27 protein-coding genes are annotated in these 26,871 nt (G+C 55.1%); 11 read left to right on the top strand and 16 right to left on the bottom strand.

Annotated elements, in window-relative coordinates; translation table 11 throughout:
* Nucleotides 1–2: 2 nt before the first annotated feature.
* Complete coding sequence (prs, locus tag K7H21_RS02050) at nucleotides 3–872, bottom strand: ribose-phosphate diphosphokinase (protein WP_004125959.1); 870 nt, start codon at nucleotides 870–872, stop codon at nucleotides 3–5.
* Nucleotides 873–1,068: 196 nt separating this feature from the next.
* Between prs and K7H21_RS02045 the strand changes: the two genes are divergently transcribed.
* The 4 genes from K7H21_RS02045 (at nucleotide 1,069) to K7H21_RS02030 (ending at nucleotide 4,012) form a co-directional block, all read left to right on the top strand.
* Nucleotides 1,069–1,788 (top strand): NUDIX hydrolase, encoded by a 720-nt coding sequence (locus tag K7H21_RS02045; RefSeq protein WP_223035542.1) that lies wholly within the window; start codon nucleotides 1,069–1,071, stop codon nucleotides 1,786–1,788.
* A 144-nt stretch (nucleotides 1,789–1,932) separates the two neighbouring features.
* Nucleotides 1,933–2,892, top strand: coding sequence for a hydrolase (locus K7H21_RS02040; protein ID WP_229295910.1), 960 nt, complete (start codon nucleotides 1,933–1,935; stop codon nucleotides 2,890–2,892).
* On the top strand, nucleotides 2,889–3,107 hold the full coding sequence (locus tag K7H21_RS02035) for a YheU family protein (RefSeq protein ID WP_004125965.1): 219 nt from the start codon (nucleotides 2,889–2,891) through the stop codon (nucleotides 3,105–3,107). Before K7H21_RS02040 ends, K7H21_RS02035 begins: the two co-directional genes overlap by 4 nt.
* Before the next feature lie 35 nt (nucleotides 3,108–3,142).
* On the top strand, nucleotides 3,143–4,012 hold the full coding sequence (locus K7H21_RS02030; protein ID WP_004138395.1) for a phosphoribulokinase: 870 nt from the start codon (nucleotides 3,143–3,145) through the stop codon (nucleotides 4,010–4,012).
* Between the two features lie 46 nt (nucleotides 4,013–4,058).
* On the opposite strand, the gene K7H21_RS02025 is transcribed toward K7H21_RS02030, so the two are convergent.
* Complete coding sequence (locus tag K7H21_RS02025) at nucleotides 4,059–4,463, bottom strand: OsmC family protein (RefSeq protein ID WP_004106401.1); 405 nt, start codon at nucleotides 4,461–4,463, stop codon at nucleotides 4,059–4,061.
* A gap of 304 nt (nucleotides 4,464–4,767) precedes the next feature.
* On the opposite strand from K7H21_RS02025, the gene crp reads away from it, so the two are divergent.
* Nucleotides 4,768–5,400, top strand: a complete 633-nt coding sequence (gene crp / locus K7H21_RS02020) for a cAMP-activated global transcriptional regulator CRP (RefSeq protein ID WP_000242758.1) — start codon at nucleotides 4,768–4,770, stop codon at nucleotides 5,398–5,400.
* A 51-nt stretch (nucleotides 5,401–5,451) separates the two neighbouring features.
* Entirely contained in the window at nucleotides 5,452–7,530 is a 2,079-nt protein-coding gene (locus K7H21_RS02015) for a YccS/YhfK family putative transporter (RefSeq protein ID WP_087828651.1), read from the top strand.
* Here K7H21_RS02015 and argD read toward each other — a convergent pair.
* The 5 genes from argD to ppiA all read right to left on the bottom strand — a co-directional run bounded on the left by argD (nucleotide 7,520) and on the right by ppiA (nucleotide 10,861).
* Nucleotides 7,520–8,740 (bottom strand): bifunctional acetylornithine/succinyldiaminopimelate transaminase, encoded by a 1,221-nt coding sequence (gene argD / locus K7H21_RS02010; RefSeq protein ID WP_223035541.1) that lies wholly within the window; start codon nucleotides 8,738–8,740, stop codon nucleotides 7,520–7,522. The genes K7H21_RS02015 and argD overlap by 11 nt on opposite strands.
* Nucleotides 8,741–8,829: 89 nt before the next feature.
* Entirely contained in the window at nucleotides 8,830–9,393 is a 564-nt protein-coding gene (pabA, locus tag K7H21_RS02005; protein WP_004125978.1) for an aminodeoxychorismate synthase component 2, read from the bottom strand.
* Between the two features lie 31 nt (nucleotides 9,394–9,424).
* Complete coding sequence (locus K7H21_RS02000; RefSeq protein ID WP_049114520.1) at nucleotides 9,425–10,027, bottom strand: putative adenosine monophosphate-protein transferase Fic; 603 nt, start codon at nucleotides 10,025–10,027, stop codon at nucleotides 9,425–9,427.
* Nucleotides 10,017–10,184: a YhfG family protein gene (locus tag K7H21_RS01995; protein ID WP_065366150.1), complete on the bottom strand. Its 168-nt coding sequence runs from the start codon at nucleotides 10,182–10,184 to the stop codon at nucleotides 10,017–10,019. The genes K7H21_RS02000 and K7H21_RS01995 overlap by 11 nt, the downstream gene beginning before the upstream one ends.
* A 107-nt stretch (nucleotides 10,185–10,291) precedes the next feature.
* Nucleotides 10,292–10,861: a peptidylprolyl isomerase A gene (gene ppiA, locus K7H21_RS01990; protein ID WP_004125987.1), complete on the bottom strand. Its 570-nt coding sequence runs from the start codon at nucleotides 10,859–10,861 to the stop codon at nucleotides 10,292–10,294.
* A gap of 277 nt (nucleotides 10,862–11,138) precedes the next feature.
* On the opposite strand from ppiA, the gene tsgA reads away from it, so the two are divergent.
* On the top strand, nucleotides 11,139–12,323 hold the full coding sequence (gene tsgA, locus K7H21_RS01985) for an MFS transporter TsgA (protein WP_049114521.1): 1,185 nt from the start codon (nucleotides 11,139–11,141) through the stop codon (nucleotides 12,321–12,323).
* On the opposite strand, the gene K7H21_RS01980 is transcribed toward tsgA, so the two are convergent.
* Nucleotides 12,320–13,642: a cytosine deaminase gene (locus K7H21_RS01980; RefSeq protein WP_004125993.1), complete on the bottom strand. Its 1,323-nt coding sequence runs from the start codon at nucleotides 13,640–13,642 to the stop codon at nucleotides 12,320–12,322. The genes tsgA and K7H21_RS01980 overlap by 4 nt on opposite strands.
* A 240-nt stretch (nucleotides 13,643–13,882) precedes the next feature.
* Here K7H21_RS01980 and nirB point away from each other — a divergent pair, with 240 nt between their 5' ends.
* From nirB to cysG, 4 genes are all read left to right on the top strand, one after another.
* Entirely contained in the window at nucleotides 13,883–16,426 is a 2,544-nt protein-coding gene (nirB, locus tag K7H21_RS01975) for an NADPH-nitrite reductase large subunit (RefSeq protein ID WP_223035540.1), read from the top strand.
* Nucleotides 16,423–16,749 carry a nitrite reductase small subunit NirD gene (gene nirD, locus K7H21_RS01970; protein ID WP_004126000.1) on the top strand — a complete coding sequence of 109 codons (327 nt, stop codon included), beginning with the start codon at nucleotides 16,423–16,425 and terminating at the stop codon, nucleotides 16,747–16,749. The genes nirB and nirD overlap by 4 nt, the downstream gene beginning before the upstream one ends.
* Before the next feature lie 136 nt (nucleotides 16,750–16,885).
* Entirely contained in the window at nucleotides 16,886–17,692 is an 807-nt protein-coding gene (nirC, locus tag K7H21_RS01965; protein WP_004126003.1) for a nitrite transporter NirC, read from the top strand.
* A 220-nt stretch (nucleotides 17,693–17,912) separates the two neighbouring features.
* On the top strand, nucleotides 17,913–19,286 hold the full coding sequence (cysG, locus tag K7H21_RS01960) for a siroheme synthase CysG (RefSeq protein WP_223035539.1): 1,374 nt from the start codon (nucleotides 17,913–17,915) through the stop codon (nucleotides 19,284–19,286).
* Nucleotides 19,287–19,330: 44 nt separating this feature from the next.
* On the opposite strand, the gene K7H21_RS01955 is transcribed toward cysG, so the two are convergent.
* The 8 genes from K7H21_RS01955 to yhfZ form a co-directional block, all read right to left on the bottom strand.
* Nucleotides 19,331–20,419: an aminotransferase class I/II-fold pyridoxal phosphate-dependent enzyme gene (locus K7H21_RS01955; RefSeq protein ID WP_004126009.1), complete on the bottom strand. Its 1,089-nt coding sequence runs from the start codon at nucleotides 20,417–20,419 to the stop codon at nucleotides 19,331–19,333.
* 15 nt (nucleotides 20,420–20,434) lie between these two features.
* Nucleotides 20,435–21,739 carry a YhfT family protein gene (locus K7H21_RS01950; protein WP_004126011.1) on the bottom strand — a complete coding sequence of 435 codons (1,305 nt, stop codon included), beginning with the start codon at nucleotides 21,737–21,739 and terminating at the stop codon, nucleotides 20,435–20,437.
* A gap of 12 nt (nucleotides 21,740–21,751) precedes the next feature.
* Nucleotides 21,752–22,105: a DUF2620 domain-containing protein gene (locus tag K7H21_RS01945; RefSeq protein WP_064410531.1), complete on the bottom strand. Its 354-nt coding sequence runs from the start codon at nucleotides 22,103–22,105 to the stop codon at nucleotides 21,752–21,754.
* 10 nt (nucleotides 22,106–22,115) lie between these two features.
* Nucleotides 22,116–22,994 (bottom strand): phosphotriesterase-related protein, encoded by an 879-nt coding sequence (locus tag K7H21_RS01940; RefSeq protein WP_049114523.1) that lies wholly within the window; start codon nucleotides 22,992–22,994, stop codon nucleotides 22,116–22,118.
* Nucleotides 22,994–24,217: a phosphopentomutase gene (locus tag K7H21_RS01935; protein ID WP_223035538.1), complete on the bottom strand. Its 1,224-nt coding sequence runs from the start codon at nucleotides 24,215–24,217 to the stop codon at nucleotides 22,994–22,996. Before K7H21_RS01935 ends, K7H21_RS01940 begins: the two co-directional genes overlap by 1 nt.
* Nucleotides 24,217–25,380: a YhfX family PLP-dependent enzyme gene (locus tag K7H21_RS01930; protein WP_049114525.1), complete on the bottom strand. Its 1,164-nt coding sequence runs from the start codon at nucleotides 25,378–25,380 to the stop codon at nucleotides 24,217–24,219. The genes K7H21_RS01935 and K7H21_RS01930 overlap by 1 nt, the downstream gene beginning before the upstream one ends.
* A gap of 83 nt (nucleotides 25,381–25,463) precedes the next feature.
* Complete coding sequence (locus tag K7H21_RS01925; protein ID WP_004126026.1) at nucleotides 25,464–25,826, bottom strand: PRD domain-containing protein; 363 nt, start codon at nucleotides 25,824–25,826, stop codon at nucleotides 25,464–25,466.
* 16 nt (nucleotides 25,827–25,842) lie between these two features.
* On the bottom strand, nucleotides 25,843–26,748 hold the full coding sequence (gene yhfZ / locus K7H21_RS01920) for a GntR family transcriptional regulator YhfZ (RefSeq protein ID WP_004126029.1): 906 nt from the start codon (nucleotides 26,746–26,748) through the stop codon (nucleotides 25,843–25,845).
* Between the last annotated feature and the right edge of the window lie 123 nt (nucleotides 26,749–26,871).

The following is a 26,871-nucleotide window of genomic DNA, read 5'->3' as shown; positions in this document are numbered from 1 at the left end:
TGTTATCCCCAATGTGCGCGGTAGATGGCGTCAATATCGATAAGCTCCAGCTGCGGATGAGTCAGGGCAGGAGAAGTCAAAGAGGTGGTGGTGTAAACGGCATCGATGCCGTTATTCAATAGATGCTCTACGCCTTTGGAAAAAATACCGTGGGTGACATACAGACTCACGCTGCGGGCGCCCGCCTCGCGCAGCACCTTCGCCGAGCCGATAAAGGTGCCGCCAGCGTCGCACAGGTCGTCAACAATAAGCGCTGCTTTCCCCGCTACATTTCCGGCCAACAGGGAAAATCCGGTTAACGCGCCGCTGGCAAGGTCACGCTCTTTACCGAGGATCGCGAACTCTCCGGCACCGCAGGCTTTAGCCACAGGGTGAATCTTCTTGAGCGCGCCGGCGTCCGGCGCCACCAGCATCAGCTCCCCGGCAGCAATAGCCTGACGCAGACCGGCGCTCTGCAGAAGACAGTGCTGTTGTGCCACCGCGACCATATTATTGACTGCCGCCGCGGCGGCATCGCTGTGTGGGTCAAGCACCACGACTTTGTCAAAGCCAAGGGTATTAAGCTGCCGGGCGAAGACCTTCAGCGCAAAGCTGTCTCCCGGCACCATATGACGATCCTGACGCGCCCACGGCAGCCACGGCAGTTCCAGATGGCTAAACGCCACGTCGGTAACATGACGCACGGCCTCCACCAGCTGCGCCAGCAGCATAAAATCGTTCATGTCGCGCAGAGCAACCGCCCGGATGCGCATCAAACGGGCGGAAGGCGGTAATTGAGCGGTTACCTTCAGCCACACAGCGCCATCGGGAAAGGCGCCGCTGGCAAGCGTAAACGCCTCATCATCCAGTTCCAGGGTAAATTTTTCGCTCATGATGACCTCTACTCATTAAATTGTGTCCCTAAGACACAATCAATAATGTCCCTAAGACACATATAGTGCAAGCGTTAAATGTCACTTAAGCGGGAAAATGGATTAACCAATTGAAAAATAATAATAAAAATAGAGGCTTGCTGCTCAGGTAGGGGCTGGTACACTTGTCAGCGTTCTTTTACGCTACGAGCGCTCTATGACCACCGATGCCGAATACCTCAGCCAATACGATGCCAGCCGCTTTCCCTCGCCGCTGGTGACCGTCGATAGCGTCCTGTTTACCCTGCATGAAGGGGCGCTGTGCGTTCTGCTGGTTGAGCGCGCTAATCCGCCGCAGCAGGGGGCCTGGGGGCTACCCGGCGGGTTTATCGACCAGGCGCACGATGATTCAACCCGCGCCACGGCGCTACGTAAGCTCACGGAAAAAACCGGGATTTCACCGCCATGGCTGGAGCAACTCGACACCTTTTCCGGGCCGGATCGCGATCCGCGCGGATGGAGCCTGACTATCGCCTGGTTTGCGTTAATCTCGTGGGTAGATTGTCAGCCGCATATCGCCAGCGTCAGCGATGCCCGCTGGGTGCCGGTAGCGCAGCTGGATAGCTATTCGCTGGCTTTCGATCATCAAAAGATCATCGACGCCGGTGTGCATCGCTTACGCCAAAAAACGATGTACTCTTTACTGCCAGTTTACTGTCTGCCGGAGACCTTTACCCATGGTCAGCTGCTGGAAGCCACGGAAATCATCCTTGGTCAGCCGATTCAACGCAAAAGCCTGATTCGCCGCTTCGAAGCTTCCGGAATGTTTGAAGAGACCGGTGAAACAGCGGCAACCGGTGCGCGGAAAGCGCGGCTATGGCGGCGTAAACCCGGCGTCGATTTTCATCTCTTTTCACGTAACCTGCTGACCGATTAGCCGCAAGGCCACATATGGGCTAACCTGCGCACTTCATGCGCGGTATAGTATGTTATAAAGATTATTTATTGCTCTGGTGCTATGGTTGATATCACTCCTACAGAAATGACGCCCCCTGAAGACGACTCGCAGCAGTTTCATCCGATGCGCGGCGTAGGCAATCGTCATTTGCAAACCATGTTGCCGCGGCTAATCCGTCGCAAACTCCGTTTTACTCCCCACTGGCAGCGCCTTGAATTGCCGGACGGCGACTTTATCGATCTGGCCTGGAGTGAAGACCCTTCTCAGGCGCGCCATAAACCTCGTCTGGTGGTATTTCACGGCCTGGAGGGGAGCCTACACAGCCCTTACGCCCACGGGCTTATCCATGCGGCAATGCAGCGCGGCTGGCTGGGCGTGGTGATGCATTTTCGCGGCTGCAGCGGCGAACCCAATAGGAATAACCGCATCTACCACTCGGGCGAAACGGAGGATGGCTCCTGGTTTCTGCGCTGGCTCCAGCGCGAGTACGGCACCGCCCCCACCGCCGCGGTGGGATATTCGCTCGGGGGCAATATGCTGGGCTGCCTGCTGGCAAAAGAGGGCGACGCTATTCCCGTTGATGCCGCGGTTATCGTCTCGGCTCCGTTTATGCTGGAGGCCTGTAGCTATCATATGGACAAAGGTTTCTCCCGCGTTTATCAGCGCTACCTGCTCAACCTGCTGAAAGCCAACGCCGCGCGTAAGCTAAAAGCCTATCCCGGCTCTCTGCCCGTCGATTTACGCCAGCTAAAAAGCATGCGCCGTATTCGCGAATTTGACGATAGCATCACGGCAAGGATCCACGGCTTTGCCGATGCGCTGGACTATTATCGCCAGTGTAGCGCCATGCCGCGCTTAAGCGATATCACTAAGCCAACGCTGATTATTCACGCGAAGGACGATCCCTTTATGGATCACCATTCGATTCCCCCCCAGGAGCAGCTGCCGGCGAATGTCGAATATCAGCTCACGGAGCACGGCGGGCACGTTGGTTTCGTCGGCGGCACGCTGCGTAAGCCAGAAATGTGGCTTGAAAAACGAATTCCGGATTGGCTAACCCGTTGGTTAGGAGCGCAAATATGATCATTCCCTGGCAAGATCTTGATCCCGAAACGCTGGATAACCTGATCGAAAGTTTTGTATTACGTGAAGGCACCGATTATGGTGAACATGAACGTTCGCTGACTGATAAAGTCGCGGATGTTAAACAGCAGTTGAAAAGCGGAGAAGCCGTGCTGGTGTGGTCAGAACTGCACGAGACGGTGAACATTATGCCCCGCAAGCAGTTTCACGGCTAAGGCGGCACACACTATCGTTTACTCTGGGAGTTGTTATGTCTGCCAAACATCCGGTGATTGCCGTCACGGGCTCCAGCGGCGCGGGAACCACGACCACCAGCCTCGCCTTTCGCAAAATCTTCGCCCAGCTTAATCTGCACGCCGCCGAAGTTGAAGGCGATAGCTTTCACCGCTATACCCGTCCGGAAATGGACATGGCGATCCGTAAAGCACGCGATCAGGGCAAACATATCAGCTACTTTGGCCCCGAGGCTAACGACTTCGGCCTGCTGGAACACACGTTCGCCGAATATGGGCAAAGCGGCAAAGGCCAGTCGCGTAAGTATTTACATACCTATGACGAGGCCGTGCCGTGGAATCAGGTTCCGGGGACCTTCACGCCCTGGCAGCCGCTGCCCGAGCCGACTGATGTCCTGTTTTACGAAGGCCTGCACGGCGGCGTGGTGACGCCGCAGCATAACGTAGCAAACCATGTCGATCTGCTGGTCGGCGTGGTGCCCATCGTCAATCTTGAGTGGATCCAGAAGCTTATCCGCGACACCAGCGAACGCGGGCACTCTCGTGAGGCGGTGATGGATTCAGTGGTCCGTTCGATGGAAGACTACATCAACTTTATCACCCCGCAGTTTTCGCGCACCCACCTCAACTTCCAGCGCGTACCAACGGTGGATACGTCCAACCCTTTTGCGGCGAAAGCCATCCCTTCGCTGGATGAAAGCTTTGTCGTTATCCATTTCCGCAATCTAAAAAATATCGATTTCCCCTGGCTTTTGGCGATGCTGCAGGGCTCGTTTATCTCGCATATGAATACGTTGGTGGTGCCGGGCGGGAAAATGGGGCTGGCGATGGAGCTGATCATGGCGCCGCTGGTTGAGCGCCTGATGGAAGGCAGGAAAATAAGCTAACGGTCAAAACCCCGGTGACGCAATTGCCGGCCGGGGCCCGTTCGGCTTACCCTTCGATTACTTCATAAGAGTGGGTAATGTTTACCGCTTTCTCAAGCATCAGCGCGACGGAACAATACTTTTCCGCCGACAGATCGACCGCGCGAGACACCGCAGCGTCCTTTAGTTCTTTACCGGTCACGATAAAATGCAGATTGATATGGGTAAACAGACGTGGCGCCTCTTCGCGGCGCTCCGAGGTCAGCTTGACTTCGCAGTTGGTGACGTTATGACGGCCCTTCTGCAATATGGAAACCACATCGATCGCGCTGCATCCGCCTGCCGCCATCAGGACCATTTCCATTGGGCTGGGCGCTTTATCCCCGGAATTTCCGTCCATCAGAATCTGGTGACCAGAAGCCGACTCACCGATGAAGGTTAACCCTTCAACCCATTTCACTCGCGCTTGCATAATTTTAACTCCAGGGCTGTAATTTTCCCGACAGATTACGCGTACATAACAATTCTCGCAACGGAAGGCGACCTGGGTCATGCTGAAGCGAGACACCAGGAGACATGCAGCGAAAGCTATGCTAAAACAATCAGGATGCTACAGTAATACATTGATGTACTGCATGTATGCAGAGGAGTTCACATTACAGGCTGCAGAAAACTTTCAGCCGGATTCCCAGGTATAGGGATTCAATACGATTGCATGCCCGGATGCCGTGTAGTGTCGGCACCCGGAGATAGCTTATAACAGAGGATAACCGCGCATGGTGCTTGGCAAACCGCAAACAGACCCTACCCTTGAATGGTTCTTGTCTCATTGCCACATTCATAAGTACCCATCAAAGAGCACGCTGATCCACCAGGGTGAGAAAGCAGAAACGTTGTACTACATCGTTAAAGGCTCCGTGGCTGTACTCATCAAGGATGAAGAAGGTAAAGAGATGATCCTCTCTTACCTCAATCAGGGCGATTTCATCGGTGAATTAGGCTTGTTTGAAGAAGGCCAGGAGCGTAGCGCTTGGGTACGTGCGAAAACCGCATGTGAAGTGGCCGAAATCTCCTACAAAAAATTCCGTCAGCTGATCCAGGTTAACCCGGACATCCTGATGCGTCTCTCTTCGCAGATGGCTCGTCGTCTGCAGGTCACGTCTGAGAAAGTGGGTAACCTCGCCTTCCTCGACGTTACCGGTCGTATCGCTCAGACGCTGCTGAACCTGGCTAAACAGCCGGATGCGATGACCCACCCGGACGGTATGCAAATTAAAATTACCCGCCAGGAAATCGGTCAGATCGTCGGATGCTCCCGCGAGACCGTTGGCCGTATCCTGAAAATGCTGGAAGATCAAAACCTGATCTCCGCGCACGGTAAAACTATCGTCGTCTACGGTACCCGTTAAGTCGGTAAAACGGCGTATTGCCTGACGATACGCCGTTTTTGTTTTCCCCTCATGTGGCGCAGGCTGATTTACCACCCGGAAGTCAACTATGCACTGCGGCAAACGCTGGTGTTGTGCCTGCCGGTTGCGATTGGGCTTCTGTTCGGTCATCTCCAGCAGGGGTTGCTGTTTTCTCTTGTTCCCGCCTGCTGCAACGTTGCCGGGCTGGATACGCCGCATAAACGTTTCTTTAAACGGCTAATTATCGGCGGCAGCCTTTTCGCCGGCAGTAGCCTGATCGTTCAGCTCCTTCTGCAGCGAGACATCCCTTTGCCGCTGATCCTCACCGGTCTGGCGCTGATCCTCGGCGTCACGGCTGAAATCAGCTCCCTGCACGCGCGGCTGCTGCCCGCCTCGCTTATCGCGGCTATTTTTACCCTCAGTCTCGCTGGCAACATGCCGATCTGGGAGCCGCTGTTAATCTACGCCCTCGGCACCTTATGGTATGGCGTGTTTAACTGGTTCTGGTTTTGGCTCTGGCGCGAACAGCCGCTGCGTGAATCATTAAGCCTGCTCTACCGGGAGCTCGCCAACTACTGCGAGGCCAAATACAGTCTGCTTACCCAGCATACGGATCCCGCCACATCGCTGCCACCGCTGCTTAACCGCCAGCAAAAGGTGGTGGATCTGATTACCCAGTGCTATCAGCAAATGCATATGCTGGCGGCTAACCAGCGCAGCGATCATAAACGCCTGCTGCGCGCTTTCCAGGTTGGACTGGACCTTCAGGAGCATATTTCCGTCAGCCTTCATCAGCCGGAAGAGGTGCAGAAGCTGGTGGAGCGCAGCCACGCGGAAGCGGTGATTCGCTGGAACGCGCAAACCGTTGCCGCCCGCCTGCGAGAGCTGGCGGACGATCTGCTCTACCACCGTTATCCCCGGCGCTTTCAGATGGACAAACAGATCGGCGCGCTGGAAAAAATCGCCTGGCAGCATCCGGATAATCCTGTCGGCCAGTTCTGCGCCTGGCACTTCAGCCGCATTGCCAGAGTTCTGCGCACCCAGCGCCCGCTATACGCGCGTAACCTGATGGCGGATAAAACCCGCCGCCTGCCGCTGCTACCCGCGTTGAAAAACTATCTGTCGCTTAAGTCGCCAGCGTTACGTAATGCCGCGCGTATCAGCGTGATGCTGAGCGCCGCTAGCCTGATGGGCAGCGCGCTGCATCTGCCTAAGCCCTACTGGATCCTGATGACCGTGCTGTTCGTGACACAAAACGGCTACGGCGCGACGCGGGTACGTATCGTCCATCGGGCTGCCGGAACCATTGCGGGACTGGTCATTGCCGGGCTCACGCTGCACTTTCACGTTCCTGAAGGCTATACGCTGACCGCGATGCTATTTATCACGCTGTTAAGCTATCTGATTATCCGCAAGCACTACGGCTGGGCGATGGTCGGATTTACCGTGACGGCGGTGTATACCCTGCAGCTACTTACCCTGAACGGCGAGCAGTTTATCGTCGCCAGGCTAATTGATACCCTGATTGGCTGCCTGATTGCTTTCGGCGGGATGGTCTGGCTATGGCCGCAGTGGCAAAGCGGGCTGCTGCGCAAAAATGCCCACGACGCGCTGGAAGCCGATCAGGAGGCCATCAGGCTGATCCTCAGCGCCGACCATCAGGCCCCGGCGCTGGCCTATCAGAGAATGCGCGTCAATCAGGCGCATAACGCGCTGTTTAACTCGCTAAATCAGGCGATGCAGGAGCCCGGCTTTAACTCTCACTATCTGGAAGACATGAAGCTGTGGGTGACCCACAGCCAGTTTATTGTCGAGCATATTAACGCGATGACCACTCTGGCGCGCGAGCACAATATGCTGACACCGGATCTGGCGCAGCGTTATCTGGAATCCTGCGAGATTGCGCTCCAGCGCTGCCAGCAGCGGCTGGATTCCGACGGGCCGGGTAGCGCGGGGGATGTGAATATTATGGAGGCGCAGGATGCGGAGGTCCCTCGCGGCCCGCTCAGTACGATGGAGCAGCATTTGCAGCGCATCCTCGGGCATCTGAACACCATGCACACCATTTCATCGGTGGCATGGCGTCAGCGTCCGCATCATGGCATCTGGCTGCGCGCTACTAAGCGCTAAGCACCCGCTCAACCGCCTGGGCAAAGCGCGCCATGCCTTCAGCAATATCGCTATCATCAATCACCAGCGACGGTACGAAGCGTATCACGTCCGGTCCGGCATTGAGCACCATGACGCCCGCCTCTGCGGCTGCATACAAGAAATCGCGCGCCTTCCCGTGATACTGCGGCTTCAGCTCGGCGCCGATCAGCAGACCCATGCCGCGAATATCACTGAACAGATCGAACCGCGCGTCAATTTGCTGAAGGTGCTGAACAAACAGCTCACGCTTCGCAGTGACGCCGTCCAGCACTTCCGGCGTGTTAATCAGATCGAAGGCCGCCCCGCCGACCGCGCAGGCTAGCGGGTTTCCGCCGTAGGTCGAACCATGGGAACCCGCGTGGAAAGCGCTGGCGATATCATGGGTGGTCAGCATCGCGCTGATAGGGAAGCCGCCACCAAGCGCCTTGGCGCTGGTCAGAATATCCGGCGTCACGCCGTAGTGCATATAGGCAAACAGCGAGCCTGTGCGCCCCATACCGCACTGCACTTCATCAAACACCAGCAATGCCTGGTGCTGGTCGCAGAGATCGCGCAATCCTTGCAGGAATTCCGGCGTCGCCGCCGTCACTCCGCCTTCACCCTGAATCGGCTCGACCACCACCGCGCAGGTATGATCGTCCATCACGGCTTTCACCGCGTGTAAATCGTTAAACGGCACGTGAACGATATCGGCCGGTTTCGGCCCAAACCCGTCGGAATATTTCGGCTGACCGCCGACGGAAACGGTGAAAAGCGAGCGACCGTGAAACGCATTATGGAAAGCGATGATTTTGGTTTTGTACGGGCTATGGCGAGTCACGGTGTAGTGGCGCGCCAGCTTGAAAGCCGTTTCGTTGGCTTCCGTTCCGGAGTTCATAAACACGACGCGATCGGCAAAAGTCGCATCCACCAGCTTCCGCCCGAGTCGCAGGGCCGGTTCGTTGGTAAAAACGTTGCTGGTATGCCACAGTTTTTCACCCTGCTCATGCAGTGCCGCCACCAGCGCTGGATGGCAATGACCGAGCGCGGTCACGGCAATACCGCCGGCGAAATCAACGTACTCTTTACCCTGCTGATCCCATACTCGGCTCCCCTTGCCCTTCACCGGAATAAATTCTGCCGGTGCATAAATCGGCAAAATGACTTCATCGAATGTAGCGCGGGTGATTGCCGGTTGTTCAGTTGCCATGTGGTGCCCATCCTTTACGTTATGCAGCAATGATTATGATAATCTAATCACAAAATATGCATAAAAAATCAACTCATGGCAACTACAAATCAACGATTGAGGAAGTTTGCCAGCAGCTGGTGTCCCTGCTCGCTGAGAATACTCTCCGGATGAAACTGCACACCCTCGAGATCGTACACGCGGTGGCGAATGCCCATGATCTCCCCCTCTTCGCTGCGGGCGGTCACCTCAAAGCATTCAGGCAGCGTTAGCGGGTCAATCAGCAGGGAGTGGTAGCGGGTTACGGTAAGCGGATTATTCAGTCCAAGGAACACCCCTTGACCGGTATGGCTGATGGGGGACGTTTTCCCGTGCATCACTTTGGCGGCTCGTACGATAGCGGCGCCGAAAACCTGGGCAATCGCCTGATGGCCGAGGCAAACGCCTAAGATCGGCGTCTTACCGGAAAAGTGGCGAATCACCGCCAGCGAAATCCCTGACTCATCGGGCGTGCAGGGGCCCGGCGAGATAACGATTTTCGCTGGCGCCAGGGCAATGATATCCGCTAACGTCAGCTCGTCATTACGCCTGACCAGAACTTCCGCGCCAAGCTCGCAGAAATACTGATACAAATTCCAGGTGAAAGAATCGTAGTTATCGATAAGCAGGATCATAGCGGCTCCGGGAACAAAGAACCGCGCTATTCTACTCAGTTTCCACGGCTTCGCTTACCACTTTGCGAAATATCGTCCGCAGTGGAGAAAGGTCGCCCATCGCTCCGCTCTGGTTGGCCTGGTTCCACGCATCGACCGCAATATCGCGCCAATCCAGCGTATAGCCCGCATGAATAGCCAGCTGCTCAAAGAAAATGCGTTGCGCCATGCCGTTACCGAGACGGAAAGGATGCAGGACATTTATTTCGCAGTAGTAATGAGCAAGACGTTCAATGAATTTATCCAGCGCGAGCCCCACCAGATAACTTTCCTCTTCAAGATCCTGAAGCAGCGCGTTTCCCTCTTTTTCGATATAGGCGAAATGGCAGAAACGGGTGTCGCCCTGATAGATATCCACTTCACGCAGTTGCCCCGCCCAGTCAAAAACATCCTGATAAAGCTGGCGATGAATAGCGCAGAGATGAGGCAATCCCCGCACCAACGGCCCGAGTTCAATGGTTGCCGCGCGTAATGCGGTCAGCTCCCACGCCGCCTGTTCAAGTCGCTGAGCCTGGCGAATACCCAGGCGGTTGCGCATCACCTTAAGACCGGGGTAGAGATAGGGGTCCCGCCCCTCGCCGAATTTATCGCTCATAGTGACTCCTTAACGCCGCAATACGCGCCAGGGCTTCTTCGGGGGTAAGGGTTATCAGCGGAATATCGACGCCTTCCAGCCGTCGGCTGGCCTGAAAATTCATGTTACGTCGAGCCTCCCAGAGACGGGATTTCTGTTTTTCGGTGAGCTTTTTCATTTAACACCTCCCTGACGCGTCCGCGGTTGCCACAAGTATAAGCGGCAAAAAACGATTTCGCAGGGAAGCGGGGAATGCGCGGGGAAGGGTTACCCGCGCAAATAGGGTTACGGCAGCACTTTAGCGGAAAGGATCACGACAGGTTTCGACGGTACATTCTGATACGGCCCAACGTTATGGGTCGGCACCTGAGAAATCTTATCCGCCACGTCCATGCCTTTGACGACTTTACCAAACACCGCATAGCCGAAATCGCGCTGGCCATGATCGAGGAAGGCGTTATCCGCAATATTGATAAAGAACTGGCTGGTGGCGCTGTCCTGATCGGCAGTACGCGCCATGGCGATAGTGCCACGCGTGTTGCGCAGGCCGTTGTCGGCTTCGTTTTTAATCGGCGGATTAGGCTGCTTCTGCTGCATCTGCTCGTTAAAGCCGCCGCCCTGCACCATAAAGCCCGGGATCACGCGGTGAAAAGTGGTGTTGTTATAAAAGCCGCTGTTCACATACTTGAGGAAGTTATCCACCGAGATCGGTGCTTTCTGGCTATTCAGCTCAAGCTCAATATTGCCCGCAGACGTGGTCAGCAACACATGGGGATCCCCTTTTGCCGCCATGGCCGGGGAGAATGCTGAAATGGCGAAAACGGCAGCCACCGCCGCGAGAGTTGATTTGAGCATGGAAATTCCTTAACGGAGCAGAATAAAAACCGAGTGCTTTGATTCTAAAGAGCCTTTGCATCCTGGGCCAGCCTTTTACCTAATTTTACTTAGCTGAAACACTTGTAACGATGCGTCTATTGATCCGCCAAATAAATAAATGTGAATTCAGTCACATTAATAATTGCAAAAACATCTAATTCTCATAATAAAAGTTTGCTTGAATCACACTAACGCATAAAATCTGTCCGCCCGGCGCAGAGTCAACGCGCTTTACATTTCTATTCACAGGCCAGTCATGACTAACAGCAACCGTATCAAGCTCACATGGATCAGCTTTTTCTCCTACGCCCTGACCGGCGCGTTGGTGATTGTCACCGGGATGGTGATGGGAAACATCGCAGATTATTTTCATCTGCCTGTTTCCAGTATGAGCAACACCTTTACCTTCCTTAATGCCGGTATCCTGATCTCTATCTTCCTGAACGCCTGGCTGATGGAAATTGTTCCGCTGAAAACCCAGCTGCGTTTTGGCTTTATCCTGATGGTTCTGGCCGTCGCGGGTTTAATGTTCAGCCACAGCCTGGCGCTGTTTTCAGCTTCGATGTTCGTGCTTGGCCTGGTCAGCGGGATTACCATGTCGATTGGTACCTTCCTGATCACCCATATGTATGAAGGTCGTCAGCGCGGGGCGCGTCTGCTGTTCACCGACTCCTTCTTCAGCATGGCGGGGATGATTTTTCCAATGCTGGCCGCTTATCTGCTGGCGCGCAGCATCGAGTGGTACTGGGTATATGCCTGCATCGGCCTGGTCTACGTCGCGATTTTCGTGCTGACTTTCGGCTGTGAATTCCCGGTATTAGGCAAAAAAGCCCTGCAGGATAGCCAGCCGGTAGTGAAAGAGAAATGGGGTATCGGCGTGCTGTTCCTCTCCATCGCCGCGCTGTGCTATATCCTCGGCCAGCTGGGCTTCATCTCCTGGGTACCGGAATACGCCAAAGGCCTGGGCATGAGTCTTGGTGATGCAGGTAAACTGGTGAGTGATTTCTGGATGTCGTACATGATCGGCATGTGGTCATTCAGCTTTATTCTGCGCTTCTTCGACCTGCAGCGTATTCTGACCGTGCTGGCAGGCGTAGCGACGGTACTGATGTATCTGTTTATCAACGGTTCGCCGGAGCATATGCCGTGGTTTATCCTGACCCTCGGCTTCTTCTCCAGCGCTATTTATACGTCGATCATCACCCTGGGCTCGCTGCAGACCAAAGTGTCATCGCCGAAGCTGGTGAACTTCATTCTCACCTGCGGCACGGTAGGCACCATGCTGACCTTCGTGGTTACTGGTCCTATTGTTGCCGCCAGCGGCCCGCTGGCGGCGCTGCATACCGCTAACGTTCTCTACGCGGTGGTATTTGTGATGTGTCTGATCCTCGGCTTTGTCTCCCGCCACCGTCAGAACAACGCGGCAGCGGAATCCCACTAAGCCTCAGGCCCCTTTGTTCCGGCAAAGGGGCTATTTCGAGTAAAGAACAACTCTTCCCCGCCCCTGTCCGTCTGTACCCAGGTCTGCGCCAGCTGCGTCGTTGCAATCACTCTCCCCTGACGAATTGACCAGCGCACCGGTACCTGACAGCGCACGGCCTCAAACCCGTTTTCCGCGGGCAGAATCACCAGATTCGCCGGGTTCCCCTTCGCAATACCATAATCGCTCAGACCAAACGTTCGCGCGCTGTTTTCCGTCACCAGCTTCAGTCCATCATTAATCTGCTGATAGCCCATCATCTGGCAAACATGCAGCCCCATATGCAGCACCTGCAGCATATTGCCTGTCCCCAGTGGATACCAGGGGTCAAATACATCGTCATGGCCAAAGCAGACGTTAATACCCGCCGCCATCAGCTCCTTCACGCGCGTGATGCCGCGGCGCTTCGGATAGTCGTCAAAGCGTCCCTGGAGGTGAATATTGACCAGTGGGTTAGCGACGAAGTTAATGCCCGACAGCTTCAGCAAACGAAAAAGACGCGACGTATACGCGCCATTGTAGGAGTGCATCGCGGTGGTATGGCTGGCGGTCACTCGCGGGCCGATGCCCTCTTTTAACGCCAGGGCCGCCACGGTTTCAACGAACCGCGACTGTTCATCATCGATTTCATCACAGTGGATATCCAGAGGCCGCTGATACTTTTTCGCCAGACGGAAAGCGATGTGCAGGGATTCCACGCCATATTCGCGCGTAAATTCAAAATGCGGAATCGCGCCCACCACGTCGGCACCCAGACGCAGCGCCTCTTCCAGCAGAGCCTCACCATTGGGATAGGATAAAATACCCTCTTGTGGGAAGGCGACAATCTGCAGCTCTACCCACGGCGCAACCTCCTGTTTGACCTCCAGCATGGCTTTGAGCGCGGTCAGCGTAGGGTCGGAAACATCAACGTGGGTACGTACAAACTGGATGCCGTTGGCGATCTGCCACTTCAGCGTCTTCCACGCGCGGGCTTTAACATCCTCATGGCTCAATAACGCCTTCCGCTCCGCCCAACGCTCAATCCCTTCAAACAGGGTTCCGGACTGATTCCAGTTCGGCTCTCCGGCGGTTTGGGTGGTATCGAGGTGTATATGCGGCTCAATAAACGGAGGAATGGCCAGCCCGCCGCGCGCATTCAGCACTTCATAACTCTCATTGCGCGCCTCGCCCATGGGGGTGATATTCCCGAAGCGCCCCTTGTCTATCGCTATCTGCCATAACCCTTCGCGATCGGGCAGACGAACGTTCTCAATTAACCAAAGCGGCGCTGCTGTCATATCGATGACTCCCGTAATTGTTGCTGAAGTTTTACTCAACCCGCCGTGGGTCTCCGCTGCCAATTTTGTACATAAAAAAAGCAAAAAGGAAAAGCCAGCGTTTTCCAACACTTACAAAAATACTGACAAATCATAAACATACCACTTAAGTAGTAGGTAAAGGTGTAATTGATTTGCATCAATAAGTGTCGCGGCTGAATCGTTAAGGTAGGCGGTAATATAAAAGAAATCGAGGCAAAAATGAGCAAAGTCAGACTCGCTATCATTGGTAATGGTATGGTCGGCCACCGCTTTATTGAGGACCTTCTTGATAAATCCGACGCCAGCCTGTTCGATATTACCGTCTTCTGTGAAGAACCCCGTATCGCCTACGACCGCGTGCACCTCTCCTCCTACTTCTCTCACCATACCGCCGAAGAACTCTCTTTGGTACGGGAAGGTTTCTACGAGAAGCACGGCGTTAAGGTGCTGGTCGGCGAACGCGCCATCACCATCAACCGTCAGGAGAAGGTTATCCACTCCAGCGCGGGCCGTACCGTTTTCTATGACAAGCTGATTATGGCGACCGGCTCCTATCCGTGGATCCCGCCGATTAAAGGCTCGGAAACTCAGGACTGCTTTGTTTATCGCACCATTGAAGACCTTAACGCTATTGAAGCCTGCGCCCGCCGCAGCAAACGCGGCGCGGTCGTCGGCGGCGGTCTGCTAGGTCTGGAAGCCGCGGGCGCGCTGAAGAACCTCGGCGTTGAGACCCACGTGATTGAATTCGCGCCCATGCTGATGGCTGAACAACTGGATCAGATGGGCGGCGAACAGCTGCGCCGTAAAATCGAAAGCATGGGCGTACGCGTTCACACCAGCAAAAACACCAAAGAGATCGTTCAGGAAGGTACCGAAGCGCGTAAAACCATGCGTTTTGCCGACGGCAGCGAGCTGGAAGTCGACTTTATTGTCTTCTCTACCGGTATCCGTCCACGCGATAAGCTGGCCACCCAGTGCGGTCTGGAAGTCGCTCCCCGCGGCGGTATCGTGATCAACGATGCCTGTCAGACCTCTGACCCGGATATCTACGCCATCGGTGAATGCGCCAGCTGGAACAACCGCGTTTTTGGCCTGGTCGCACCTGGCTACAAAATGGCCCAGGTGACCGTTGACCATATTCTCCAGACCGAAAACGCTTTTGAAGGCGCGGATCTCAGCGCCAAGCTGAAGCTGCTGGGCGTTGACGTCGGCGGCATTGGCGACGCTCACGGTCGTACGCCGGGCGCGCGCAGCTATGTTTATCTCGATGAAAGCAAAGAGGTCTACAAACGCCTTATCGTCAGCCCTGACAACAAGACCCTGCTCGGCGCGGTGTTGGTGGGCGATACCAGCGATTACGGCAATCTGCTGCAGCTGGTGCTGAACGCCATCGAACTGCCGGAAAACCCCGACTCGCTAATCCTGCCGGCGCACGCGGGCAGCGGTAAGCCGTCCATCGGTGTCGATAAGCTGCCGGACAGCGCGCAAATTTGTTCCTGCTTCGATGTCACTAAGGGCGCATTGATTGCCGCTATTAATAAAGGCTGCCACACGGTGGCGGCGCTGAAGGCGGAAACCAAAGCCGGTACCGGCTGCGGCGGCTGTATCCCGCTGGTGACTCAGGTGCTCAACGCCGAACTGGCGAAACAGGGTATCGAAGTCAACAATAACCTGTGCGAGCACTTTGCGTACTCCCGTCAGGAACTGTTCCACCTCATCCGGGTGGAAGGCATCAAAACCTTTGAAGAGCTGCTGGCGAAACACGGAAAAGGCTACGGCTGCGAAGTGTGTAAACCGAACGTGGGCTCGCTGCTGGCTTCCTGCTGGAACGAATATATCCTCAAGCCGCAGCATACCCCGCTGCAGGATACCAACGACAACTTCCTGGCCAACATCCAGAAAGACGGTACCTACTCCGTTATCCCGCGCTCTGCGGGCGGCGAAATCACGCCGGAAGGCCTGGTGGCCGTCGGCCGTATCGCCCGCGAATTTAATCTGTACACCAAGATCACCGGCTCTCAGCGTATCGGCCTGTTCGGCGCGCAAAAAGACGATCTGCCAGAAATCTGGCGTCAGTTGATCGAAGCGGGCTTCGAAACCGGCCATGCGTATGCCAAGGCGCTGCGGATGGCGAAAACCTGCGTCGGCAGCACCTGGTGCCGCTACGGGGTAGGCGACAGCGTCGGCTTCGGCGTCGAGCTGGAAAACCGCTACAAAGGCATTCGTACGCCGCATAAAATGAAGTTTGGCGTCTCCGGCTGTACCCGCGAGTGCGCGGAAGCCCAGGGTAAAGACGTCGGCATCATCGCCACGGAGAAAGGCTGGAACCTTTACGTCTGCGGCAACGGCGGCATGAAGCCGCGCCACGCGGATTTGCTGGCGGCGGATCTTGACCGCGAAACGCTAATGAAATACCTCGACCGCTTCATGATGTTCTATATCCGTACCGCCGACAAACTGACCCGTACCGCACCGTGGCTGGATAACCTGGAAGGCGGCATCGATTATCTGAAGTCGGTCATCATTGATGACAAGCTGGGTCTGAACGAGCATCTGGAAGAAGAGATGGCCCGCCTGCGTGCAGCGGTAGTCTGCGAGTGGACAGAAACCGTTAACTCGCCAGCGGCCCAGGTACGCTTCAAACACTTTATCAACAGCGACAAGCGCGACCCTAACGTCCAGGTAGTGCCTGAGCGTGAACAGCATCGCCCGGCCACACCCTACGAACGTATCCCGGTAACTCTGGTGGAGGAAAACGCATGAGCCAGTGGAAAAATATCTGCAAACTCGATGACATCCTGCCGGAAACCGGCGTCTGCGCGCTGTTAGGCGATAAACAAGTGGCGATTTTCCGCCCCTATCACGGTGACCAGGTGTTTGCGATTAGCAATATCGACCCGTTCTTCGAGTCCAGCGTCCTCTCTCGCGGCCTGATCGCCGAGCATCAGGGCGAGCTGTGGGTGGCCAGCCCGCTGAAAAAGCAGCGCTTCCGACTGCGCGATGGCCTGTGTATGGAAGATGAAAGTCATTCGGTGGCGCACTATGAAGTCCGAGTGAAAGACGGCGTCGTGCAGCTACGCGGTTAATCATTTTACGGGAGGCGCAACGCCTCCCTTTTTTTGCATTTTTTTCTTCAATTGATGGCACAACATCATTTGTACTGCATCGCGAAGGCAGCCAACCAAGAGGCAGCGCAAAGGATGAGGTGCGAAAGGAGCTCCTATGTTTACGGACACAATCAACAAGTGCGCGGCCAACGCCGGACGTATTGCGCGCCTCTCGGCCAATCATCCACTCAGCTTCTGGGTCAGCTCCATGATGGCAGGCGCCTACGTCGGCCTCGGCATCATCCTTATATTCACCCTCGGCAACCTGCTCGACCCTGCCGTTCGCCCACTGGTGATGGGCGCCACCTTTGGCATTGCGTTAACGTTGGTGATTATCGCCGGCTCTGAATTGTTCACCGGCCACACCATGTTCCTTACCCTGGGGGTGAAGGCGGGAACCATCCGTCAGGGTCAGATGTGGGCGATTCTGCCGCAAACCTGGGTCGGTAACCTTCTGGGTTCCGTATTCGTGGCGCTGCTGTATAGCTGGGGCGGCGGCGGCCTGCTGCCGGTCGATACCAGCCTCGTCCATACCGTCGCGCTGGCAAAAACCAGCCAATCCGCGATGGCGCTCTTTTTCAAAGGCGCGCTGTGTAACTGGCTGGTGTGTCTGGCGATCTGGATGGCGATTCGTACCGAGGGCGCGGCAAAATTTATTGCTATCTGGTGGTGTCTGCTGGCGTTTATCGCGTCCGGCTATGAGCACTCCGTCGCCAACATGACGCTGTTTGCCCTCTCCTGGTTTGGCCATCACAGCGATGCCTACACGCTTGCGGGAATCGGTCACAATCTGTTATGGGTAACACTCGGCAATACTTTGTCCGGTGTCGTATTTATGGGGTTGGGTTATTGGTATGCTACGCCGCAATCGGAGCGCCCCGCCCCGGAAAAAACTAACGAGACTGAGAGTCTGGCTCAGTAGGTGTAATCGGTGCAGACAGGTTGAACACAGAAAGCGCGGAACAACCGGAACGTACACGTAGTACATGAGGATGATTCGCTACGCTCACCCTTCGGGCCGCCCTAAAGGGCGTTCAAAACTCGATGAATTTTGTGTGAGTACTCCCCAGGCTCAACCTGACAAATAAAATAGCCGGATAGCCAGATTCTAAGGCTGCTGCCAATAATTAAGAGGGAATGTCGTGGACCATTTGCCTATATTTTGCCAATTACGCGATCGTGACTGCTTGTTAGTCGGCGGCGGCGATGTGGCTGAACGTAAAGCTCGCCTGTTACTGGACGCTGGCGCCAGATTGACGGTTAATGCCCTGGATTTTGTGCCGCAATTCCAGGTATGGGCCGATGCAAACATGTTGACCCTGGTTCAGGGCGAGTTTAATCCTGCTCTGCTGGATAACAGCTGGCTGGCCATTGCCGCAACCGACAACGAAGCGGTTAATCAACAGGTCAGCGAATCAGCGGAAGAAAGGCGAATATTTTGCAATGTGGTCGACGCCCCTCAGCAGGCCAGCTTTATCATGCCGTCGATTATCGACCGTTCACCGCTGATGGTTGCCGTCTCATCCGGCGGCACCTCGCCGGTGCTGGCGCGCCTGCTGCGCGAAAAGCTGGAGTCGGTTCTGCCATTACATTTGGGCCAGTTGGCCCACTACGCAGGTCAGCTGCGCTCAAGGGTGAAGAAGCAGTTTGCCACCGTCGGCGAGCGCCGACGCTTCTGGGAGAAGCTGTTTGTTAATGACAGGCTGGCGCAGTCGCTGGCCAATGAGGACCGTCAGGCCGTCGCTGATGCCACGGAGCAGCTGCTGACCGAGCCGCTGGATCATCGCGGTGAAGTGGTACTGGTGGGCGCCGGCCCCGGCGATGCCGGACTGCTGACGCTCAAAGGCCTGCAGCAAATACAGCAGGCCGATGTCGTGGTTTATGACCGCCTGGTCTCCGACGATATTATGAATCTGGTGCGCCGCGATGCCGATCGGGTCTTCGTGGGTAAACGCTCGGGCTACCACTGCGTACCGCAGGAAGAGATTAACCAGATTCTGCTGCGCGAAGCCCTGGGGGGGAAACGCGTTGTACGGCTGAAAGGCGGCGATCCGTTTATCTTTGGCCGCGGCGGTGAAGAGCTGGAAACCTTGTGCCATGCCGGTATTCCGTTCTCCGTTGTACCAGGAATTACCGCGGCCTCAGGCTGTTCCGCCTACTCGGGCATTCCCCTGACCCACCGGGATTTTGCCCAGGGCGTGCGCCTGGTCACCGGCCACCTTAAGACCGGCGGCGAGCTGGACTGGGAAAACCTGGCGGTTGAAAAGCAAACCCTGGTGTTTTATATGGGCCTGAACCAGGCCCCGGCGATCCGGGAAAAGCTGATTGCCCACGGCATGGCGGCGGATATGCCCGCAGCCATCGTTGAAAACGGAACGGCGATAACGCAGAAAGTTGTCACCGGCACGTTAGAACAATTGGATATTCTGGCCCAGCAAATGGCCAGCCCGGCACTGATTATTGTCGGTCGCGTGGTCGGTCTGCGCGATAAGCTGAACTGGTTCTCAAATCACTAATCGCTCTGTAGCCCGGAGCATGATGCACCGGGCTATAAATTGCATTAATGCACTTCCTCACAGCTTTCCTGCAATATTCTCAACACCGTTTCCTCACCGCTACGATTAGGGTTAATACGAATCGCATAGCGTTCAATACCCGGATTTGCCTCACGGAAGGTTCCGGATAAGCGATAGAACAACGGCGGTATTTCATATTTTGACTCGGCGCCAACCGGATATGGCAATGCCCCAAGCCGCTGCGCATTAGCCAGTACCTGCTCCGCAATCGGCTGATGAAACTCAACCAGCAGGACCCGGGACTGCGCGTTAGCGATAATTGCCTGTTTAACCTGCGACACCACGCCGTGATTCAACTGCAGCAGAAGCCGCTCCGTCACCCCCGCCTGCACTGCGTGCATCACTGGGGCGAACACCATCCCTCGCAGTACTTCCAGCGCCTGCACCCCCTGAATCTGGCTGCCGCCGGAATACATGCTGGCGCGGATGCGGGCAACGGCATCAGCACGTCCCACCACCGCACCCACGCCTTCCGGACCAAACAGCTTAAAGCAGGAAAATGTCGCCAGCGTCGCACCGCATTCGCAGCCGATATTCGCCACCTTCATCACCGCGTAGTTATCGTCGGTCAGTGTCGGAACATGCTGCTCATTAAGCACAGAGAGCACCTCTGCCAACCGATAGCTATCTTCAGGGCACTGACGCGTATGCTGCACCAGCGCAGCATCGGGTCGATACTGCGCCACCGTCTCTGAGAGCGCCGCCAGATCGTTAAAGTCCACGCGAATTGGCTTTAGTCCCATCTGCTCAATAATCACCGAGGTCGTCGGATAGACCGGCGCATCGTGGATTAATAGCGTGCCGCCGGGCTTCACCAATGCCGCTATCGCCGCGCGAATTGCCCCGGTCCCGGCTCCTTGCAGCAGCACGGCGGCCTCGGCATGGAATGCATCAGCCAGCACTGCTTCGACGCGCTGCGTGACGCGGGGCTGATTCAGCCCCGACGCCAGACCAAAGTCACCACCGCGCAGGAAATCGGCCCCAGGAAAATGGCGACAGATAGCATCCACTAGCGCGAACTGCTTATGTTGGGCTTCAACCAGCGACAGACCTTCCAGCGGAAAGGTTCTCATAACCCACGCTCCTTCTTATGCCGGAATAAATAATCCGAGCCAGAACAGAATATTCAGCACAATACCGGTAATCATGACTGCCACAACCGGCGCGGCCATTTTTTGAACCGGACGTCCCAACGACTCATTGAGGAAGTAGATCGCAGCGGTGATTGAGAAACCGGTATACCCAGCCATTTTGATGGAGGCAAAAATAGAGCCAACCAGCAGCGCCATCTCCATCAGCATGTTCATCGCATTACGAATGTTATCTGACGCATTGCGCACTGAAGGATAGCGCCCCAACCACTTACCGATTGAACGCAGCAGCAGCACTTCCGCTGAAATCACCAGAGCGCCCAGCAGCGCGGCAATCCACGGATTCGGCGCCAGGTAGCCCACTGCATACACGAAGGTAAAACCGGCAACCGCATACACCCCGGTAGCCAGGGCGGTAGTGGCGATCATCGGCACGAAACCCAGACCACGCATAAACTCCGCCAGCGCCGCTTGATGAATCAGCGTTTGCGACTGCTCCGGCGTCACGCCTGCCGAATACGCTTTTTCCAGAGTAAAGATGGACACCTCGCTACCGGCAAAAATTTTCATGCTGGCTACCGCCGCAATCAGCGCGCCCACAATAGCGATATACGGCAGGTTTTTGATAATCCGCGACGTGCGCTCTTCAAACACCGACATCCCGCTGGCGTCATGATCCTCGCTACCGCGATTGCGCAGATCCTGGGTAATCGCAATCCCCAACAGCATTACCATGCCAATGAAAATCTCAATCGACTCAGGATTGAGATGCGGGAAATAGCGGACGACCAGTACGCGCGTAATCAGTACAACAACCGCTGCCAGCAGGCTGCTTTTCCAACCGAACTGGTAGAAAATGGCCACCAATGGGAACAGTGCAAAAGCGGATACTACCGGCGAACTCAATTCGCCCAACGATCCCAATACATCGACCGGTAGCGCCGTCAGCAGATGGTTAACCGGCAGCAGGCAGGTAAGGATCAGAATCCCCCAGACCGCCCCCAGGCCGAAAGCCAAAAGACTATTCGCTGCCAGTACACCAAGGATATCGGTAGGCAAAAACAGCAGCCAGGCATTCAGCAGCCCGGTTTTCAACGTGAACGAAATCCCGACTGAGGCGACAAAGCCAATACTTAAACCAAATGCGATACTGCCCGCTTCCCGACGATGCATGTTACCTTCAATCAACTGCGGGAGGATCGGGCGAATACCATCATGAAAAACCGCGGCTGACCGGTGCGCCAGTAACGACGTCATCCCCGTCAGACAAGCCACCACAATGAGTTGAATATAAAGCGCCATAACAGTGCCTTTTTATTTTAAAGAGTTGATCAGTAATGGGATCGCATGTTCAATATGTTCAACCGAAAGGCCAAACGCGACTCTTCCTTCCGCCACCATTTTTGCAATCTGATCCTCTTTCGCCTTAATACCCGGCTTAGCAATAGTGCAACTTTTGTTGAACCCGATAATGGCGATCGCAATGGAAAGCGCCGCGCCAGCACCGGTGTTACACGCACCAATGTAGTAATCCAACTGGCCGTTTTTCACCTTCATAGCCGCTTCCATGTCGTTGTAGATGAACACCTCGAAACACCCTGGCGCCGTATTTTCAATCGTTTTTTTAATCAGCTCGCGCTGTAAGCCAGCAACACCAATCTTTTTCATCTCTATGTCCTTACAGGAAAAATTGAGTAGGGTTAGTTCGTAACATCAGATCCACATCGGCCTGGCTGAAACCGGCCTGGTAAAGCAGAGGGACAAAGGTAGTCAACAGATAGTCGTAACCGTTGCCGCCATTAGCCTTTAAGTGAGAACGGCGGGTGATATCCATCGACAGCATGACGTGGTCCAGGCAGCCCCTTTCACGCAGGGCGAGCAGCATAGCGATGCGTTTTGCGTCGGGGTAATAATTGTTTTTACCAATTGTGTCGAACTGGACATAAGCGCCGAGATCGATCATGCGCAAAATATCATCGATATTATCTTTCAGGTCGCAATGGCCAATAACCACGCGGGAGAGATTGACGCCGTGTTGTTTCAGCAGGGCAAGCTGCTCCAGCCCCATGGTGCTAAACGAAGTATGCGTTGAGATAGGTCGTCCGGTCGCGTTATGCGCCAGCGCCGCGGCGCTAAACACTTTGGCTTCCAGATCGGTAATCACCCCTTCACTGGAACCGATTTCGGCGATAATTCCGGCTTTGAGCGGTGTGCCATCAATACCGATTTCGATCTCATCGATCATCTCCTGCGCCAGTTCCTGCACAGAACGGGTAGCAACATGCTCAGGAAAGAAAGCGTGCTGATAATAGCCGGTGCAGGCAATCACGTTGATGCCGGTATCGCGCATCAGATCCAACATAAAGGACGGGTTGCGCCCCATATAACGGTTAGTCATCTCAACAATATTGCGCACGCCGAGGTGCATTAAATCGCGCATCTCTTTACTAATCAGTTCGTATTGATCCAGGCGACAATCGATGTTGCCTTTAAAACCGGACAAATCGATATGTAAGTGCTCGTGCGCGTAGGTATAACCGGAGCTATCAATCATCATTATGTATTCCTTGCGAGCGTTATAAGCGAAAGGAAAGAGCACCCATTTTCCGGCGCATGCGCACCAAAAAAGTCGCATACGGTCGCGCCGACATCAGACAACGTGCGACGGGTCCCGAGCCGTGCAGGCGATTGCCCGGGAGACCACACCAGCAGCGGCACCTTCTCCCGCGTGTGTTTACTGTGGCCTATCGTTGGATCGTTACCGTGGTCGGCCATCACCACCAGGCAATCATCCGGGCGCATATCCGCCATCAGTAGAGCCAGCTGCTCATCGACCAGCTCCAGCCTGTCGACATAGCGCTCCACATCTTCAGCATGACCCGCCAGATCGGTTTCCTGGATATTGGTGCAGATAAATGCCGTCTCCCGGCGGTTAAACTCCGCCCGGGTGATCTCCATAATCTGCTGGCTATCGACCAGATTTTCCCAGTTGATGCCATGGGGATTGCTAACGATATCAGCGACCTTGCCGACGAGAACCGTCGGAACGTCCACCGCAAAGAGCTGGGCAGGAACCTGCACCTGTTCATCAACGCCGTAGCCCATATGCACAACCTGGAATCCCTGCTTATAGGCGCCTGAGCGCGGTGCGTTGATACCGATATAGCCGCCCTCTTTCTCTTCCACCGCGTCGAAGATATTCTGTGTACTGGACAGCTGACCGCCAAAAGTGATAACGCGTCCCACGGAAGCCTGTTCACGCACCGTCCTGCCAATCGCTTTCACCTGAGCAAAAGTCTTTTCACTCAGGTTGCCGGTGATGTTGTAAACCTGCCCCAGATCGGCTTCCAGGTTATCGCCAACCGCCACCGCGCCGTCCACCAACAGCCAAAACGGGCCTTTGCCATGACGCTCTGTTTGATGTCCGGCGGCAAGCAGCGCATCTTCAACCTTATCGATAACAGCATTAAATGGCATTCGCAGCGGGGTTCGGGGTTTGGTCCCAAAAATCTCCTGATGCCCCATAAAGGTATCACCGCCCTCATGTTCAAGCTCTGCGGTTCCCCATACGGCATCTTCAGAAAGCTGCATCACACCTGGGGCAAAACCGAGGGCGTTTATCAGACCCAGCTTTTCCAGCGTTGGCAGCCGCAGCGCAGGAAAGCGTTGCAGAATATGCCCGCAGGTATTCGCACCGATATCCTGCGGCCTCACTTCGGGAACATCAGCCATCGCGCCGACGCCAAAGCTGTCTATCACCAACACCACAAATCTCGCCATTAGTCCTCCAGAACGTTGCCAAGACTGTCATAACGGGCAACGATTTCAGGGCTGCCGCTTTGAATACCGGCAATCAGCACCACATCGCTACGGGTAACGAAAATCTGCGTGCGGAAACAGAAGATTGCCGCACTGCCGACAGGAAACTCACCTTCCAGCGGCAGGTAGTAATCAATGCTGCTGTCATCTACCGCATTAAGCTGCGCCAGTTGGGCTTTTTCGCTGGCCGGAGCGAATATCAGTGCATGCTTAGCATGACCACGCCGATAATAGCCGCCGCCGTAGCAATAGCTTTGCCCGGCAAAATGATGGGAAATTTCACTCAGCCACAGCATGGCAACACGCTCCGGTTGATCTCCCTGCTGGTTGGCGGGGATGGTACCGGTCAGCGCATGCCCCGGCTCAGCGTGGGTGACGCCAAACTCCGCCAGTAGCGGCAGAGAGCTGCAGCTGGTTGCCGAAGGCGCATTCAGTTGCTGAACCGTCACGCCGAGACTTTCGAGCTTGTCTCTCGCGGCGAGCAAAGAGCGTAAATTCGGCGTTGGCAGAATTTTTTCCTGTTCGTCATCCCACAGCAGGCAAGGGAAGTGGGTGAGCCCGGTCAGTTCAATGCCCGGCAGGCTTTGAAGATGAGCCACCACGTTGTCCAGCTCAGCCAACGCGAATCCACTCTCCTGTCCCGGATAGAGGAAATCGCTCTCTCCATAGACCTTAAGCATGACCGCCTGCGCCCGACCGCTTGCTACCGCCGCCGCCGAAACTTCCTGAGCTTTCTCCAGAGAGAACAGGGTAATGACTTCGGTACCCTGCTCTACCGCGCCCGCCACCTGCGCGGAAGGTATTTGCACCAGATGACCCTGATGGGAAACGGGCAAACCGGCACGGCGCATCACCCGACTCTCTTTGTAATCCACAACAACAATGCCCTGATACCCCAGCGCCAACAGCTTTTCTGCCAGCCACGGATTTCGACCAATCTGCTTGGTCATCACGTACAGGCTAATTCCATATTGCTGCGCGGTCTTCAGCAGCAGCTTGCCATTTTCCAGCACCTGATCGACATCAATAACCCAGCTATCCGGGGCGATAAGCCCTTGCTGCCAGAAGCGGAGCGCTGTCGCAATCAGCGCCGGGTTCTGCCGTTGTAATGCTTTAATAAACATTTACTTGCCTCTGCTTTTATTCCTTTTTTAAATATTCATTTTTTTGAATATTTAAGTCGCATAGCGCCAATTCCCAATATTCTTCACACGGCCTGCTGCGCCGCTCCCCACAACCCATACCAGTTAGCGAGCAAATAACCTTTTTCATTAGCATGTAGAGTGACGTCAAATTCTTGCATCAGCGCCTGATGCAATTGATGAATCTCATCCCAATGCGCCGAACTGGTTATCTCTGCCATGAACTCCTCATCCAGCGGCTCAATAACCTCACCGCGGCGGCTGCGCATCAGCGCATTTGCCATATGAGTTATCGCGATTTCCCCTTGCTCGCTAAAGACGGGAAGATGCCACTGCTCGTCCAGCTGGCGGACGACCTGCATCATTCCGCGACAAATATCCTGGTCGATAATCCCTGCCTCACACAGCAAGTTGAGCCTGTTTTCCATAATCACTGCCTTAATGTTAATAGCTTGGCTCTTGCTCTCCGCTCACCACCCGTTGTTGATGAGCTAATAGCGCCTGTTTATCAACGAATGCACGTAGCAGATGTTGAATCGGGTAATCATCTGCCCTGGCCAACACTACCGCCTCAGTCGCCTGCAAAAAACGCGGATCGTCACTTAGCGGCAGGGCTTCCAGCCCTAACATGGCCAGCTCCGCGCCAGCGGTGACGTTCCAGATAACGGCGTCAATTTCGCCTTTGACGATGCGACTTAGACTCTCGTGATAAGAGAGGTCGACGCGCTCTACGTCGCTATTGGCAAAATAAATTTCGGTCATAATTTTCTGGTCCGCCGAGCGGTTATCAAGCCCCACTCGCCGCACCGAATCGATTTCGCCTTTCCGGCAAATCAGCTGGTGCTCACCGACATAGGTGTGCGGCCCAAGGGTCATTACCATCCGCAGCCCGCTCTGCGCTAAATAACTTTCTGCCGCCAGGCGCGAAACCACCGCCATGTCGTAAACACCGTTAAGTAAGCACTCCACGCGAATGTCGGCGCCGCGCATATGCGCATAGTAAAAAGGAATACCTTCAAACTGCGCTTTCAGTCCGCTCGCCAGCCCTTCATACAATCGCGTATAGGGCAGAGGCATTGCGCAAACGACGTTAGTGATATCGATATGCGCCAATAGGGCCTTGTTATCCATCTCAACCAGGTAACTGCCGTTGCGCCCTCGGCGTTCAATACGAATGGCCCCGGAAGACTCCAGCGTTTTTAGCGCCGCCTGAGTCAGCCCAACGGAAGAGCCGCATTCACCCGCTAACTCATCAATCGTTTTTAGACGATTACCGCACTGCTCGCCCAACAAATAACGAGCCAGGGTCGTTAGTGCCATGCCCTCTTTTTTAATGAATGTCCGACGCATCTATAATCTTCACTAAATTGAATATTTACATCTTCACTAAACTGAAGATAATTAACAAGGAGCAAATAATCAAATCACGACAGTTATCACAAATTAAAAAGCCGGATGCATTGCACCCGGCTT

This window comes from Klebsiella sp. CTHL.F3a, from assembly GCF_019890895.1.
Taxonomy (GTDB): domain Bacteria; phylum Pseudomonadota; class Gammaproteobacteria; order Enterobacterales; family Enterobacteriaceae; genus Klebsiella; species Klebsiella grimontii.
This window is presented reverse-complemented; position numbering and strand designations above follow the sequence as displayed.

Bases quoted from the DNA above. Each gene is read 5' to 3' on its own strand.
- tsgA (WP_049114521.1), top strand. From the start codon at position 11,139: ATGACTAACAGCAACCGTATCAAGCTCACATGGATCAGCTTTTTCTCC.
- K7H21_RS02000 (WP_049114520.1), bottom strand. From the start codon at position 10,027: ATGAGCGATAAATTCGGCGAGGGGCGGGACCCCTATCTCTACCCCGGT.
- K7H21_RS01980 (WP_004125993.1), bottom strand. From the start codon at position 13,642: ATGACAGCAGCGCCGCTTTGGTTAATTGAGAACGTTCGTCTGCCCGAT.
- K7H21_RS02030 (WP_004138395.1), top strand. From the start codon at position 3,143: ATGTCTGCCAAACATCCGGTGATTGCCGTCACGGGCTCCAGCGGCGCG.
- argD (WP_223035541.1), bottom strand. From the start codon at position 8,740: ATGGCAACTGAACAACCGGCAATCACCCGCGCTACATTCGATGAAGTC.
- prs (WP_004125959.1), bottom strand. From the start codon at position 872: ATGAGCGAAAAATTTACCCTGGAACTGGATGATGAGGCGTTTACGCTT.
- K7H21_RS02040 (WP_229295910.1), top strand. From the start codon at position 1,933: ATGCGCGGCGTAGGCAATCGTCATTTGCAAACCATGTTGCCGCGGCTA.
- K7H21_RS02015 (WP_087828651.1), top strand. From the start codon at position 5,452: ATGTGGCGCAGGCTGATTTACCACCCGGAAGTCAACTATGCACTGCGG.
- K7H21_RS01935 (WP_223035538.1), bottom strand. From the start codon at position 24,217: ATGGCGAGATTTGTGGTGTTGGTGATAGACAGCTTTGGCGTCGGCGCG.
- yhfZ (WP_004126029.1), bottom strand. From the start codon at position 26,748: ATGCGTCGGACATTCATTAAAAAAGAGGGCATGGCACTAACGACCCTG.
- K7H21_RS02035 (WP_004125965.1), top strand. From the start codon at position 2,889: ATGATCATTCCCTGGCAAGATCTTGATCCCGAAACGCTGGATAACCTG.
- nirC (WP_004126003.1), top strand. From the start codon at position 16,886: ATGTTTACGGACACAATCAACAAGTGCGCGGCCAACGCCGGACGTATT.
- pabA (WP_004125978.1), bottom strand. From the start codon at position 9,393: ATGATCCTGCTTATCGATAACTACGATTCTTTCACCTGGAATTTGTAT.
- ppiA (WP_004125987.1), bottom strand. From the start codon at position 10,861: ATGCTCAAATCAACTCTCGCGGCGGTGGCTGCCGTTTTCGCCATTTCA.
- K7H21_RS01995 (WP_065366150.1), bottom strand. From the start codon at position 10,184: ATGAAAAAGCTCACCGAAAAACAGAAATCCCGTCTCTGGGAGGCTCGA.
- K7H21_RS02045 (WP_223035542.1), top strand. From the start codon at position 1,069: ATGACCACCGATGCCGAATACCTCAGCCAATACGATGCCAGCCGCTTT.
- nirD (WP_004126000.1), top strand. From the start codon at position 16,423: ATGAGCCAGTGGAAAAATATCTGCAAACTCGATGACATCCTGCCGGAA.
- nirB (WP_223035540.1), top strand. From the start codon at position 13,883: ATGAGCAAAGTCAGACTCGCTATCATTGGTAATGGTATGGTCGGCCAC.
- crp (WP_000242758.1), top strand. From the start codon at position 4,768: ATGGTGCTTGGCAAACCGCAAACAGACCCTACCCTTGAATGGTTCTTG.
- K7H21_RS01950 (WP_004126011.1), bottom strand. From the start codon at position 21,739: ATGGCGCTTTATATTCAACTCATTGTGGTGGCTTGTCTGACGGGGATG.
- K7H21_RS01930 (WP_049114525.1), bottom strand. From the start codon at position 25,380: ATGTTTATTAAAGCATTACAACGGCAGAACCCGGCGCTGATTGCGACA.
- K7H21_RS01940 (WP_049114523.1), bottom strand. From the start codon at position 22,994: ATGATGATTGATAGCTCCGGTTATACCTACGCGCACGAGCACTTACAT.
- K7H21_RS01955 (WP_004126009.1), bottom strand. From the start codon at position 20,419: ATGAGAACCTTTCCGCTGGAAGGTCTGTCGCTGGTTGAAGCCCAACAT.
- K7H21_RS01925 (WP_004126026.1), bottom strand. From the start codon at position 25,826: ATGGAAAACAGGCTCAACTTGCTGTGTGAGGCAGGGATTATCGACCAG.
- K7H21_RS01945 (WP_064410531.1), bottom strand. From the start codon at position 22,105: ATGAAAAAGATTGGTGTTGCTGGCTTACAGCGCGAGCTGATTAAAAAA.
- K7H21_RS02025 (WP_004106401.1), bottom strand. From the start codon at position 4,463: ATGCAAGCGCGAGTGAAATGGGTTGAAGGGTTAACCTTCATCGGTGAG.